This window comes from Pseudomonas sp. P9_2 (genome assembly GCF_034008255.1).
Classification (GTDB): Bacteria; Pseudomonadota; Gammaproteobacteria; order Pseudomonadales; family Pseudomonadaceae; genus Aquipseudomonas; species Aquipseudomonas synxantha_A.
On record NZ_CP125376.1, the window covers coordinates 5018114 to 5031898 of the forward strand.

Annotated in this window: 13 protein-coding genes; 8 read left to right on the plus strand and 5 right to left on the minus strand. The window is 60.6% G+C overall.

The genetic code is table 11. The features are described 5' to 3' along the window. Positions 1 to 36 precede the first annotated feature (36 nt). Both QMK52_RS22285 and QMK52_RS22290 read left to right on the plus strand, forming a co-directional pair. Positions 37 to 462: a DUF2231 domain-containing protein gene (locus QMK52_RS22285; protein ID WP_005787957.1), complete on the plus strand. Its 426-nt coding sequence runs from the start codon at positions 37 to 39 to the stop codon at positions 460 to 462. Then, positions 459 to 1751 carry a sorbosone dehydrogenase family protein gene (locus QMK52_RS22290; RefSeq protein WP_320403431.1) on the plus strand — a complete coding sequence of 431 codons (1293 nt, stop codon included), beginning with the start codon at positions 459 to 461 and terminating at the stop codon, positions 1749 to 1751. Before QMK52_RS22285 ends, QMK52_RS22290 begins: the two co-directional genes overlap by 4 nt. Positions 1752 to 1781: 30 nt before the next feature. Here QMK52_RS22290 and QMK52_RS22295 read toward each other — a convergent pair whose 3' ends face one another. Then, complete coding sequence (locus tag QMK52_RS22295; RefSeq protein WP_005787953.1) at positions 1782 to 2690, minus strand: LysR substrate-binding domain-containing protein; 909 nt, start codon at positions 2688 to 2690, stop codon at positions 1782 to 1784. A gap of 92 nt (positions 2691 to 2782) precedes the next feature. Here QMK52_RS22295 and QMK52_RS22300 point away from each other — a divergent pair, with 92 nt between their 5' ends. Together QMK52_RS22300 and QMK52_RS22305 are read left to right on the plus strand one after the other, a co-directional pair. Further along, on the plus strand, positions 2783 to 3766 hold the full coding sequence (locus QMK52_RS22300) for a DMT family transporter (RefSeq protein ID WP_194440601.1): 984 nt from the start codon (positions 2783 to 2785) through the stop codon (positions 3764 to 3766). Next, a complete protein-coding gene (locus QMK52_RS22305) occupies positions 3763 to 4623 on the plus strand; it encodes an alpha/beta fold hydrolase (RefSeq protein ID WP_005787950.1) in 861 nt (286 codons plus the stop codon). The genes QMK52_RS22300 and QMK52_RS22305 overlap by 4 nt, the downstream gene beginning before the upstream one ends. Here the strand turns inward: QMK52_RS22305 and QMK52_RS22310 are convergent. Together QMK52_RS22310 and QMK52_RS22315 are read right to left on the minus strand one after the other, a co-directional pair. Continuing rightward, positions 4610 to 6013 (minus strand): MFS transporter, encoded by a 1404-nt coding sequence (locus QMK52_RS22310; RefSeq protein ID WP_005787948.1) that lies wholly within the window; start codon positions 6011 to 6013, stop codon positions 4610 to 4612. The two genes, QMK52_RS22305 and QMK52_RS22310, sit on opposite strands and share 14 nt — an antisense overlap. 144 nt (positions 6014 to 6157) lie before the next feature. Next, the gene (locus tag QMK52_RS22315; protein ID WP_194440600.1) at positions 6158 to 6688 is read right to left on the minus strand and encodes a GNAT family N-acetyltransferase; all 531 of its coding nucleotides are present in this window, start codon (positions 6686 to 6688) and stop codon (positions 6158 to 6160) included. A 320-nt stretch (positions 6689 to 7008) separates the two neighbouring features. On the opposite strand from QMK52_RS22315, the gene proP reads away from it, so the two are divergent. Next, positions 7009 to 8511 (plus strand): glycine betaine/L-proline transporter ProP, encoded by a 1503-nt coding sequence (gene proP / locus QMK52_RS22320; RefSeq protein ID WP_005787944.1) that lies wholly within the window; start codon positions 7009 to 7011, stop codon positions 8509 to 8511. Between the two features lie 52 nt (positions 8512 to 8563). Then, the gene (locus tag QMK52_RS22325; RefSeq protein WP_005787942.1) at positions 8564 to 9067 is read left to right on the plus strand and encodes a GAF domain-containing protein; all 504 of its coding nucleotides are present in this window, start codon (positions 8564 to 8566) and stop codon (positions 9065 to 9067) included. Here QMK52_RS22325 and QMK52_RS22330 read toward each other — a convergent pair. Beyond that, positions 9045 to 9965: an AraC family transcriptional regulator gene (locus QMK52_RS22330; RefSeq protein WP_005787940.1), complete on the minus strand. Its 921-nt coding sequence runs from the start codon at positions 9963 to 9965 to the stop codon at positions 9045 to 9047. The two genes, QMK52_RS22325 and QMK52_RS22330, sit on opposite strands and share 23 nt — an antisense overlap. A gap of 168 nt (positions 9966 to 10133) precedes the next feature. Here QMK52_RS22330 and QMK52_RS22335 point away from each other — a divergent pair, with 168 nt between their 5' ends. Further along, complete coding sequence (locus QMK52_RS22335; protein ID WP_005787938.1) at positions 10134 to 11321, plus strand: MFS transporter; 1188 nt, start codon at positions 10134 to 10136, stop codon at positions 11319 to 11321. Here QMK52_RS22335 and QMK52_RS22340 read toward each other — a convergent pair. Continuing rightward, the gene (locus QMK52_RS22340) at positions 11314 to 12135 is read right to left on the minus strand and encodes an AraC family transcriptional regulator (RefSeq protein WP_005787936.1); all 822 of its coding nucleotides are present in this window, start codon (positions 12133 to 12135) and stop codon (positions 11314 to 11316) included. The two genes, QMK52_RS22335 and QMK52_RS22340, sit on opposite strands and share 8 nt — an antisense overlap. 96 nt (positions 12136 to 12231) lie before the next feature. Between QMK52_RS22340 and QMK52_RS22345 the strand changes: the two genes are divergently transcribed. Further along, positions 12232 to 13443 (plus strand): MFS transporter, encoded by a 1212-nt coding sequence (locus tag QMK52_RS22345; RefSeq protein ID WP_005787935.1) that lies wholly within the window; start codon positions 12232 to 12234, stop codon positions 13441 to 13443. Positions 13444 to 13785 lie beyond the last annotated feature (342 nt).

Below are 13785 nucleotides of genomic sequence, written 5' to 3' on the forward strand. Positions count from 1 at the left end.
GTCCAGGGTGCAGAACGATAAGGAGCCGCCACCGACATGACTACCCTACCCACCTACCCCGTCGTCAGACCTGGCCCGCTGCATGGGACCTTACTGGCCGGCACTGTGCCGTTGTTTCTCGGCGCCTTGCTCAGTGATATCGCCTACGGCCAGAGTTACCAGATCCAATGGGCCAACTTCGCCTCCTGGCTGATCGCCGGGGCGCTGGTGTTCTGTGGTTTTGCCCTGTTGTTTGCGTTGGTCAATCTGGTGCGTGCCGAACACAAGGGCGGGCGCCCCGTGGCGTATTTCCTGCTGTTGTTGGCTACTTGGGTACTCGGGCTGATCAATGCCTTCCAACACGCCAAGGACGCGTACGCCATGATGCCCACCGGCCTGGTGCTGTCGGCGATTGTCACCGCCCTGGCGATCATCGCCACCTGGATCGGCTTGACCAACCTGCGCTCAGGAGCTGCCCGATGAAACCACTCAACACATTGACCGTGCTCAGCGCTGCCCTGTTGCTGAGTGCCTGTGGCGGCGAAGGTGACAAGACCCAGGCCCGCGGCCCCGATCCCAAGCTGCCCGAACAACAAAGCAGCCTGCTGCCGAGCATGAAAATCGCCGAGCCCACGCCTTGGGGCGAACAAAAGCCCAAGGTGCCCGAAGGCTACAGCGTGACCGCCATCGCCACCGACCTGGCAATCCCCCGCCAAACCCTGGTGTTGCCCAACGGCGACATCCTCGTAGCCGAAGGCCGTGGCGGCAGTGCGGCCAAGCTCAAGCCCAAGGACGTGATTGCCAGCGTGATCAAGGCTCAGGGCAACACCAAGGTCAAAGGCGGCAACCGCATTACCCTGCTGCGCGATGCCGACGGCGACGGCACCTATGAACTCAAGACCGTGTTCGCCGACAACCTCAACGCCCCCTATGGTTTGGCATACGCCGACGGCAAACTCTATGTGGCCAACCAGGACGCGCTGGTGCGTTTCGATTACGCCGACGGCCAGACCAAGGCCAGTGCGCCGCCGGTCAAAGTCACCGACCTGCCGGCGCAGATCAATCACCACTGGACCAAGTCCTTGGCGGTCAGTGATAACGGGCGCCAGCTGTATGTGGGCATCGGCTCCAACAGCAACATCACCGAGCGCGGCATGGAAGTGGAGATCGACCGCGCCATGGTCTGGCAGATCGACGCGGCCACTGGCGCGCACAAACCCTACGCTACCGGGCTACGCAACCCCACGGCGCTGACCATCCAACCGGGCTCCGGGCAACTGTGGACGGTGGTCAACGAACGCGATGAACTCGGCCCCGACCTGGTGCCGGACTACCTGACGTCAGTGCGCGAAGGTGCCTTCTACGGTTGGCCCTACAGCTACTGGGGCCAGAACGTCGACCCACGGGCACAACCGCAGAACCCAGCCAAAGTAGCCTCGGCGATCAAGCCCGATTACAGCCTGGGTTCCCACGTGGCTGCACTGGGTGTGGATTTCTCCATCCCAGCCATGGGTGAAAAATTTGCCGACGGCGTGTTTGTCGGCGAACACGGCAGCTGGAACCGCGACAATCCGGTGGGCTACAAGGTGATCTTCGTGCCGTTCAGCAATGGCAAGCCCGCTGGCGAACCCATCGACTTCGCCACCGGCTTTCGGGGTGACGATGGCAAGACCCGTGGGCGCCCGGTGGGCGTGACGGTGGACCCCAAAGGCGCACTGATCATTGCCGACGACCTGGCCAATACCCTTTGGCGCGTCACCCGTAATAAATAACCGGGGGTGACAGGGGCGGCGACGCCCCTGTCAGTCGTCCTTCTGCAATTGCGCTTCAAGCCAGGCCAGCAACGCAGCCACCTCCTCCCGACTGCTTGCCCCATGCTGCCTGTACACCGAAATAGCCTCCGGCAGAAACACGCTTTCAGCACAGGGGCGCACCAGTGCCCCACTGTCAATCAGCCTGCTGGCGGTGCGACGCCAGCCCATGGCAACACCGTGCCCTTCCACCGCCGCCTGCAACATCAGCGGGTAGCTGTCGAAGGTGGCACTGCGCGCATCTTTGGCCAACACCCGCCCAAACACCTGCAGCCACTCATCCCACTCCATCAAGTGCGGAGGTTCAGAGCTATGGTGCAAAAAGGTGCAAGGCTGTAACTCAGCGAGCGCTAACGGCTGCTGCGGGCACAGGTAGGCGGGACTGCACACCGGAAACACTTCATCAGAAGCGGTAAACATCAGCGTATGGGCACCACTGGCGCGCCGGGTACTTTGCAGGGCTACATCGAAGTGGCCCTCGAATTGCGTGATGGGCCGCGTACAGGTCACCACCTGGATCTCGACCTGCGGATATTGCTGATGGAACGTCGACAGGCGCGGCATCAACCAATAGAACGCCTCGCACAACTGGCACAACAGCACCACCCGATTGCGTAGCGGCGCCGCGCGTAGCTGAGCCGCGCCATCACTGATGCTTTGCAACGCGGCACTGACCACCCGCCCCAATTCACGCCCCTCTTGCGTCAGGAACACCGCACGGTTGCGCCGACTAAAGAGTTTCACCCCCAGGTTATCTTCCAGCCCGCGAATCTGCCGGCTGACAGCCGCCTGGGTGATGTGCAGTTCATCGGCCGCCTTGGAAAAACTTTCCAGGCGCGCAGCGGCTTCAAACGGCAACAGGCTGGCGAGGGGCGGTAAGGTTTTGCCAAGTAGATTCATAATCTGAGGTAATGCATCAAGGGCCGAGAACTCGTTTGTAGCACAGCCGTGCGGCTGGGCACCATGAATCCATTACTTCATGGATCAGCCTGATGAGCACTTCCCAAGCTTCAGTCTTTACCGGCGTGATATGCGCGGTGGTCGCCACCCTTGGCTGGGCACTGAACTTCATTGCGCCCTACGTCACCGGGGCCTATAGCCTCTACGATCTGATGGCTGTGCGCTTTCTGATGGCCGGCGGGCTGGGCGTCGTCTGGATGATTGTGTGTCGATCGCAACTGCGGATGCTCAGCCATGGCCAGTGCCTGCTCGCGGCACTACTGGGCGCAATGGGCTGCCTGGGCTACGGCGTATGCATTGCAGGCGGCGTGATCGTCGGCGGCCCGGTGCTGACGCCAGCGTTTGTCGGGATGGTCCCGGTGCTCCTGGCGCTGATAGGCAACGCCAGCGATAAAACCCTGCAGTGGCGTCAACTGGTGATGCCGTTGCTCTGTCTCTCGGTGGGGCTGTTGCTGGTCAATATCAGCAGTCTGCACCAGCCCTCTTCGGGCAGCGGCTCCTGGTTGGCCGGTCTGTTTTTTTCTTTGGGCGCCGTCGCCTTATGGATGGCGTTCAGCGTGATCAACCAACAGCAACTGGCGCACCTGCCGGCCAAGGTGACAGGTGTGTGGACCGCCCTGATGCTAGTGGGGGCCGGTGCCGCTGCGCTGATCATCCTGCCGTGGCTATACGTGTTGGGCGTGTTGCGGTTGCCCACCCTTGGCGCTGGCTGGAGCCAGGCATGGCCGCTGTATACCTGGAGCCTGGTGATCGCCGTGATGTCCACCGTCGTCGGCGCCTGGGCCTGGAACGCCGCGACGCGGCGCCTGCCCATGGTTTTGAGCGGCCAGTTGATTGCCCTGGAATCACTGTTCGCCAGCCTGCTGGGCCTGTGGTTTCACCAGCGCTGGCCAACGCCCCTGGAAGCAGCGGGCCTGGCCGCGGTACTGATCGGTGTAGTGATGGCAGTTCGTATTATCCTGGCGGACGCAAAGTCCGTCACAGCCCACGATGCTTTAGGGGAGATTCAATCATGACCCACGCAAGTGATGCCTTGGCACTGCGCGAAACGTTCGACTTTCACGGCCAGGCGGTGCGCTGGGGCCAACTCGGCACTCAGGGCCCGGCCTTGGTGATGGTGCATGGCACGCCCTTCTCTGCCCATGTGTGGCGACGCATCGCGCCATTGTTCGCCCAGCACTGTCGCGTGTTCTATTACGACCTGCTCGGCTACGGCCAGTCGCAAAAGGCGCCGGGGCAGGACGTCTCCCTCGGCGTGCAAAACACCTTGCTGGCCGCACTGCTTGAACATTGGCGCCTGGAACGCCCTCATCTACTCGCCCATGATTTTGGCGGTGCCACGGCACTGCGCACGCATCTGCTGGATAGCTGCGACTACGCCAGCCTCACCCTGATCGATCCCGTTGCCCTGGCGCCCTGGGGTTCGCCGCTGATTCAGCATGTGCGTCAGCACGAACGGGCCTTCAGCGATGCGCCGGCATACATCCACGAGGCGATCGTGCGTGCCTATCTTCAGGGCGCCGCTTTCAAGCCGCTGCCTGCCGAGGTATTGCAAGCTTATGTCACGCCCTGGATGGGCGAGATTGGCCAGGCCGCTTTTTACCGACAGATCGTGCAAATGGATCAGCGTTATACCGATGCGATAGAAGATCAACTCGCCAGCGTCCGTTGCCCGGTGCTGTTGCTGTGGGGTGAAGAAGATCGGTGGATCCCGCTGGCGCAAGGCGATGCACTCGCTGGCAGATTGGCCGGGGCACGCTACCTGCGTATCCCCCATGCCGGGCATCTGGTGCAAGAAGATGCACCAGATGCCATCGTTGCCGCGCTGATGGCGTTTCTACGGTTGCCTGAAGCGGCCCCTAAAGATCAGTAATTTCCTTGTGACGGGGCACCAATGCCTTCATCACGCTCCAGGCCACCAGGTAGGCCAGGGCGCAGATGGCAAACATGATCATGTAGCCGGTGTGGATGTCGTTGACAGACTTGTAGTAGTCGAACACCCAACCGCCGATCTTGGTCATGACCACGCCGCCCAGGCCCCCGGCCATGCCACCAATGCCGACCACCGAGGCCACGGTTTTCTGCGGGAACATATCGGACACGGTGGTGAAGATATTGCACGACCACGCCTGGTGCGCCGAGGCGCCCACGCCAATCAGCAGCACCGGTACCCAGAAGCTCAGGTAACCCAGGGGCTGTGCCAGCAACACCACCAGCGGGAACAGCGCAATCACCAGCATGGCTTTCATACGCCCGTCATAGGGTGCATCGCCGCGCGCCATGAAGTAGCTCGGGAACCAGCCGCCACCGATGCTGCCGACCATGGTCATGCTGTACAGCACCGCCAGCGGCATGACGATATCGGCGCCTTTCATGCCGTACTGCGCCGACAGGTAGGTGGGCAGCCAGAACAGGAAAAACCACCACACACCGTCAGTCATGAACTTGCCGAATGCGAACGCCCACGTCTGGCGGTAAGTCAGCAGTTTGAACCAGGAGACTTTCTTTGCGTTGGCGCCCGTAGGCTCCGGAGTGAAAGGCTGTACGGTCTGATCGCTGCGGATGTAGGCCAGTTCTTCAGCGGACAGTCGTTTTTGCTGTTCCGGTTTTTCGTACACGGCGGCCCAGACTGCCACCCACACAAACCCCAACATGCCAATGACTATAAATGCCGCCTCCCAACCCCACCAGCCTGCGATCAACGGCACGCAGATCGGCGCCAGGATCGCGCCGACGTTGGCACCGGAGTTGAAGATGCCGGTGGCCAGTGAGCGTTCCTTCTTGGGAAAATATTCAGCGGTGGCCTTGATCGCGATAGGGAAATTACCCGCTTCGCCGATCGCCAACACGGCACGCGACAGCATGAACCCGGCAATCGACACCGGAATCACCGCCAGGCCGACAGCGCTGCTGACCGCCGCAATGCCCTCGCCCATCGGCACCGAAAACGCATGCATGATCGCCCCAGTGGACCAAATGCCGATCGCCACCACATACGCGGCCTTGGTACCGATCTTGTCGACAAACCGCCCGGCAAACAGCATGGAAATCGCGTAGACGAACTGGAACACCGCGGCAATGTTGGCGTAATCGGTGTTGCTCCAGCCAAATTGTGTCGAGAGTTGCGGCGCCAACAGGCTCAGCACCTGACGGTCGAGGTAGTTGACCGTGGTCGCGAAAAACAGCATCGCGCAGATCGTCCAGCGATAGCTGCCGACCGCCTGGCCGACACGATAGGCACTGATGGGCTCGTTCAGATTCATGGCATCACTTTTTTATTTTTGTTAGGTAGGACACATGTAACGTCATATGTCGTCGTACAACTATGGCTTTTATATCGGGACGCCTGCGCAGTGTCAATCTGAACAAGCGCCGTTTATCGAGGAATTACGTACGTATGAAAAATGTCAGGCGTTAGCAGTTGTAGGATGACAAACCCGCAACACCAGACTGGGTGCCTGGCCAGGTACGTCGTCCAGCAGGCCGAAGGGCTGCATGCCAATCTTCTCCAGTACGCGGATCGACGCAGCATGATCGGGCCGTACCAGGCCGAAAACCTCCGGCAAACCCAAGGTTACAAAAGCCAGCTCCAACGCGTCACGGCCCACTTCGGTGGCGTAGCCCTGCCCCCAGGCTTCGACGGCAAAGCGGTAACCGAGGTTGATGCGTCGTTGGGTCAGATAGTTAAGCGGTGCAATGCCGCCAAACCCGATGATGTGTTCGGGCGCTTCTTTACGGGCAATCGCCCACCAGCCGTAGCCGTGATTGGCCCATTGCTCCATCCAGTGAGCCAACAAGCGTTGAGCCGTCGCAAGATCGGGCATGGGCCCGGCCGGGTTGAACAGATTGGTCTGCGGATCACCGAAGATCGCAAACAACCGCCGGACATCTGCCAGTCGTGGTTGGCGGTAGATGAGGCGTGAATGGAGGTTAGGCATACAAATGACGTCCCTGTTTGGGGCATGAACCTTCGAACCGAGTTTAGCCAATATCGCTATCGTCGCCGCAGTCAGTTAAGCGAACGAAATGCTCAAAGCAGCGACGACCCAATGTGGGAGGGGGCTTGCCCCCTCCCACATTTAAATTTGGTTGAGGCGTGGATTTGCACGCCGCCGCGAGGGCACTCACACGATATTTTCGCTAATGCGAGAAAAAACACCCGATGCGGTGAATTTTTTCGTGTCCACTTGTATCTGAACTGACAGAGCGGTGCCATCGTAGCGATGGCACCTCCCCGTTCAGCTTTAGAGTGGCCCGCATGAAACTACGGAAAAAACGCGTCAAACCCATCGGCTTGAAAGACATCACCATTGTCGACGACAACAAGATGCGCAAGGCGATCACCGCCGCCGCCCTTGGCAATGCCATGGAATGGTTCGACTTCGGCGTGTATGGCTTTGTCGCCTATGTGCTGGGCAAGGTGTTCTTCCCCGATGCGTCCCCCAGCGTACAAATGATCGCCGCATTGGGTACCTTCTCGGTGCCCTTCCTGATTCGCCCACTGGGCGGTCTGTTCTTCGGTGCCTTGGGAGATAAGTACGGGCGGCAAAAAGTCCTCGCTGCCACCATCGTGATCATGTCCCTGAGCACCTTCGCCATTGGCTTGATTCCCGGCTATGCCTCCATTGGCATCTGGGCGCCAATCCTGCTGCTGCTGTGCAAAATGGCCCAGGGCTTCTCGGTAGGCGGCGAGTACACCGGCGCATCGATCTTCGTCGCCGAATACGCCCCGGACCGCAAGCGCGGCTTCCTCGGCAGCTGGCTGGACTTCGGCTCGATTGCCGGTTTCGTCCTCGGCGCAGGTGTGGTGGTACTGATCTCCACCGTGCTCGGCGAAGCGGAATTCGAATCCTGGGGCTGGCGCCTGCCGTTCTTCCTTGCCCTGCCCCTGGGCATCATCGGCCTGTACCTGCGCCACGCACTGGAAGAGACTCCAGCGTTCCAGCAGCACGTCGACAAGCTTGAACAGGGCGACCGCGAAGGCCTGAGCCACGGCCCTAAAGTCTCGTTCAAGGAAATCGCCACCAAACACTGGCGCAGCCTGTTGACCTGCATCGGGATCGTCGCGGCGACCAACGTGACGTACTACATGCTGCTCACCTATATGCCCAGCTACCTGTCGCATAACCTGCACTACGCCGAAAACAGCGGCGTGTTGATCATCATCGCGATCATGGTCGGCATGTTGTTCGTGCAGCCATTCATTGGCTTTGTCAGCGACAAGATCGGCCGCAAGCCGTTCATCATCGCCGGCAGCATCGGCCTGCTGTTCCTGTCGATCCCGGCGTTCATGCTGATCACCAGCGGCAAGACCGGCTTGATCTTCAGCGGCCTGCTGATCCTGGCGATCGTGCTGAACTTCTTTATCGGCGTGATGGCCTCGACCTTGCCAGCGATGTTTCCAACGCACTTGCGCTACAGCGCCCTGGCCAGTGCATTCAACGTATCGGTGCTGATCGCCGGCGTCACGCCAACCGTCGTCGCCTGGCTGGTGGAGAGCACCAACGACCTGTACATGCCCGCCTACTACCTGATGGTGTTTGCCGTGGTTGGCCTGGTCACCGGCCTGACCATGAAAGAAACCGCCAACAAGCCACTGCGCGGCGCGGCCCCGGCGGCTTCCGACATGGAAGAAGCCAAAGAACTGCTGCAGGAGCATCACGACAACATCGAGCAGAAGATCGAAGACATCGACGCCGAGATTGCCGCGCTGCAAGCCAAGCGTGAAAACCTGGTACAGCAGCATCCACGGATTAACTAAGACCTGACTGTGCGTGGTCGCGACCAGCGACCACGCCATTGGAGCGTTCAGCATGGCTACAAGCGTCACCGCCGCACAATCGCTACTCAGCGCAGACGAACGCGCCGCTATCGCAGAAATCGAAGCCACCACCAACATTCTCAAGCTGGTCACGCGGCTGACCGGGATGAGGTTCGCCGGCATCGCCAAGTTCACCGACCATGAATGGGTAGTGTGTTCGGCCTACGACCCTCTGCAAATGGGCATCCATGTCGACGACGTACTCGACCTGGAAACCACCCTGTGCAGTGAGTTCTGCATCGACCCTCAAGCCCTGTTCATCCCGCAGATCAGCCATAACGGTCGCTTTGCCTCGCGCCCGGTGGTCAAGCAATACGCCATCGAAAGCTATGCCGGTGCACCGATCTTTCTGCCCGACGGGCGCCTGTTTGGCGCGCTGTGTGCGCTGGACTCACGGGCAATGCTGTTCGATGACCCCAACCTGCCCGAAACCCTGAGCCTGTTTGCGCGGCTGATCGGCTGCATTTTCTACGCTAACCTGGCCCCGGATCAGTAACCCCCGCCCTGCCCCGCAGCGCGACCATGTCGCGCTTGGGTGGCACGCCAAACAAGCGACTGTACTCACGACTGAACTGCGACGGGCTCTCATAGCCCACTTTGAACGCTGCGCTGGACACGTCCTGGTGCTCGTTCAACATCAAGCGCCGCGCCTCATTCAAGCGCAGCCATTTCTGATACTGCAACGGGCTCATCGCCGTCAGTTGGCGGAAATGATGGTGAAAGGTCGCTGCGCTCATCTGCACCCGCGCTGCCAATTCTTCCACGCGTAGCGCCGCATCGAAATTCAATTTCAACCAATCGATAGCCTTGGCAATCCGATAACCCTGCCCGTCCACCGAACAGATCTGGCGCAGGCGGCCGGCCTGGTCGCTTTTCAATAGGCGGTAATGAATCTCACGCTGGATCAACGGCGCGAGCACCGGGATCGCTTCAGGCTCCTCAAGCAACGCGACCAGACGAGCGAATGCGCTGAGCATACCGTCGGTGACCGTACCGATACCCACGCCTTTCAGCACCGCACGCTCTCGGGTTGGCGGCAGATCACCTTGGGCAATCAGCTCGGCCAACATGCGCAAGTCCAGTTTGAACGTCAGCCCCAGGCAAGGTTGCTCGGGGCTGGCGACCAGTACCTCCGAGTTGGCCGGAATGTCCAGCGACGTCACCAGAAAGCGCGAGCTGTCGTAGGGGTAACCCTCACCACCGGCCCACAATTGCTTCTGGCCCTGCACCACCAGCACGATGCACGGTTCGACCATGCACACCACAGGCGCGGCCGGTTGTTCACGCCGATAGAACGCCAGCCCGGGAATCGGCATGGGGTAATCGCCGGGCGACGGGGTGCGCGACTCGATGGAGTGCGCGAGGGTTTGCAGGGATGCAGGGTGGATGCTCATAACGGACTCTTTTGCCTCTTTGCGCAACTTTACTCCCGCACGGCTCGCGAGTCCCCGGTATACCGCGAGACTCAGAGGATCAGGCAAGTAATCTGGCGAATCGAACTATGGAGCATGGGGTTTGATCCGGAAAATGCGCAGGCCATTACGCATCAACGGGTTTACGCCATGTCTGATACACCTACCAAAAGCAGTTGGGGCGCGGTGCTGGCGATGTCGCTCGCCGCGTTCGCCCTGGTCGCCTCCGAATTCATGCCCGTCAGCCTGCTGACACCGCTGGCCGCCGACCTGCACATCACCGAAGGCCAGGCTGGCCAGGGCATTTCCGTGTCCGGGGTGTTTGCCCTGCTCACCAGCCTGGTGATCGCCTCGATCGCTACACGGGTGGACCGCAAGCGCCTGTTGATGGCGCTGACGCTGCTGATGATTATCTCCGGCACCGTGGTAGCGTTCGCGCCCAATTACCTGGTGTTCATGCTCGGCCGAGCCTTGATTGGCGTGGCGATTGGTGGCTTCTGGTCATTGTCGGCGGCCACGGCGATGCGCCTGGTGCCGCAAGCACAGATACCGCGGGCCCTTGCCATCGTCAACGGCGGCAACGCGCTGGCAACGGTGATCGCTGCGCCGCTGGGCAGCTTTCTCGGCGGGATCATCGGCTGGCGCGGTGCGTTCTTCTGCGTGGTGCCGGTCGCGGTCGTTGCACTGCTATGGCTGCTCGCCAGCCTGCCCGCGCTGAAAAACCAGGGTGAGGCGAAAACCGCCAATGCCTTGCGCCTGATGAAAAACCCCAAGGTGGCCTTGGGCATGTTCGCCGTCAGCGTGTTCTTCATGGGCCAGTTCATGTTGTTCACCTACCTGCGCCCGTTTCTGGAAAGCGTCACGCGGGTTGAGGTGTCTACGCTGTCGTTGATGCTGTTGGTGCTTGGCCTGGCAGGCCTGGCCGGTACGTTTTTGATTGAACGCTTCCTCAAGCACAACCTGTACCCGACACTGATTGCCATCCCCCTGATCATGGCAGGCCTCGCACTTGCGCTGGTGGAATGGGGCAACTCAACGATCGTAACCACGCTATTGCTCGGCAGTTGGGGCCTGGTGGCAACCGCCGCACCTGTGGGCTGGTGGACGTGGCTGGCGCAGACCTTGCCCGATGACGCCGAAGCCGGCGGCGGATTGATGGTGGCGATCATCCAACTGGCGATTGCTGCCGGCGCCACCGTCGGCGGCGTGGCGTTCGACCTGAGCGGCTACCAGGCCACCTTTGAACTCAGTGCCGGCTTGCTGGTAGTCGCCACCCTGCTCGCCTGCCTGGCGTCACGCCGTGCTGCGCAAGCTGGTGTTATCAGCGGTGCTACCTGAAAAAATGACTCGGCGTCTTGCCAAACTGTTTCTTGAACATGCTGGTAAAGGCGCTGGGGCTTTCGTAACCCAGTTCAAATGCCACATCGATAATCTTCTGCCCTACCGCAATGCGCTCCAGCGCCAATAGCAACCGTGCCTGCTGGCGCCATTGGCCGAAGGTCATGCCGGTTTCCTTGCGAAACAGGCGCTGAATGGTGGTTTGATCCAGCCCCAGGCGCGCGCTCCAATCGGCGACGGTGGAGGCATCCCCCGGTTCGTCCTGCAACGCCAGGCAAATCTGGCTGAGGCGCGAGTCGGCAGGCTGCGGCAGGGACAGCGGCAAGTCCGGCAGGATCGCCAGTTCGTCGAGAATCAGGTGCATGATCCTGGTATCGCGTGAGTCCTCGGCATACGGCGGCTTCAGGCTGACCGAGGCCTTGATCAGTTCACTCAACAGCGGCGAAACCGTCACCGTCTTCGGCTCGGCTGGCAGGTTCGGGAAGCTGTCCGGGCGCACGAACACGCTGCGCATCTTCAACGTGCCCACGCATCGCAGCGAATGGACTTGCCCGCACGGCATCCAGAAGCCACGGTTGGGTGGCACCGTCCATTGATTCAGCGCCGAATACACCACCATCACCCCGCCAATGGCATAGAGCAGTTGATGCTTGTTGTGGCTGTGTTCCGGGATCACCCAGTTTTCCGGATAATCGGTGGCCGAGCTGATGACGGCCCAATCACCTTCATCGATCTCTTGGAGAAATTTGTCGAGGGATTTGATTGTTTCGCCCTTTTTGCGATGGTTTATGCCCGAATTTCGCGAGACAGGCATTTTCTCCGAATTTAGCATAGCTTTCGAAACAATTAGAAATGGCTGCCAGCTAAAGTACTGTCTGCCCCTGTTCGCTGCCTTGTATGGAATGCCCGCATGTCGAGCCTCACCGCGACACCCGCCGCTGCCACCACGACACCCCAGGTAAGCCCTCTGGTCATGCGCGTCCTCGGCGCCTGCGCCCTGGCGCATATGATCAATGACCTGATCCAGGCCGTGCTGCCGTCGATCTACCCGATGCTCAAGGCCAACTACGGCCTGAGCTTCACCCAGGTCGGCCTGATCACCCTGACCTTCCAGTTGACCGCCTCCCTGCTGCAACCGTGGATCGGCTACCACACCGACCGCCACCCCAAGCCCTGGCTGCTGCCGGCGGGCATGGTGTGCACCTTGATCGGTATTTTGATGCTGGCGTTTGTCGGCAACTTCCCGGCGATTCTGCTCGCGGCGGGGCTGGTGGGTGTCGGCTCGTCGACCTTCCACCCGGAAACCTCGCGGGTCGCACGCCTGGCGTCCGGTGGGCGCTATGGCCTGGCGCAGTCGACCTTCCAGGTCGGCGGCAACACCGGCAGCGCGTTCGGCCCTTTGCTGGCGGCGGCGATCATCATTCCCTACGGCCAAACCCATATCGCCTGGTTCGGCCTGTTTGCGGTGTTCGCGATCCTGGTGCTGTATGGCTTGAGCCGCTGGTACCGTCACCATCTCAACCTGTTCAAGCTCAAGCAGGGCAGCCAGGCGACCCATGGCTTGTCCAAAGGCCGCGTGACTTTCGCCCTGGTGGTTCTGGCCGTGCTGGTGTTCTCCAAGTATTGGTACATGACCAGCCTGACCAGCTACTTCACCTTCTACCTGATTGAAAAATTCCAGCTGTCGGTGGCCAGCTCCCAGATGTACCTGTTCCTGTTCCTTGGCGCGGTGGCGGTCGGCACCTTCGCCGGGGGCCCGATCGGCGACAAGATCGGCCGCAAGAAAGTCATCTGGTTCTCGATCCTCGGCGCCGCCCCGTTCACCCTCGCCCTGCCCTACGTCGACCTGTTCTGGACCGCCGTACTCAGCGTGGTCATCGGTTTCATCATCGCCTCGGCGTTCTCGGCCATTGTGGTGTTTGCCCAGGAACTGGTGCCGGGCAACGTGGGCATGATCGCTGGGATATTCTTCGGCCTGATGTTCGGTTTCAGCGGGATTGGCGCGGCGTTGCTGGGGTTGCTTGCCGATAACCACGGGATCGAATACGTCTACAAACTGTGCTCGTTCCTGCCGCTGGTGGGCATCCTGACGATACTATTGCCTTCGACCAAGGGGGTTTGAACGAAGGCAGGTGAGTATTTACCTGATCAAACTGTGGGAGGGACTTGCGCCCGGTAAGCATAGGTATCTTCACAACTTTGGTGCGACGCCGAAACTGTGGGAGGGGGCTTGCTCCCGATGGCGGCCTCAGGGTCGACCAGGGTGCTGGATCAGACCGAGTACATATCCGTTATTTGGGTAACGGCTGCTATTGGTTCCGCTTTTACAGCGGGTCACTTTTGAAAAGCGCAAAAGTAACCCAAACGCTCTTGCCCCACCACTCGGCACCTCGCCTAGGCTCGGTGTGCCCGTAATCCGCCATGGATTTGGGGGGCCGCCGCCACGCGCCATCCATGGCGCGGG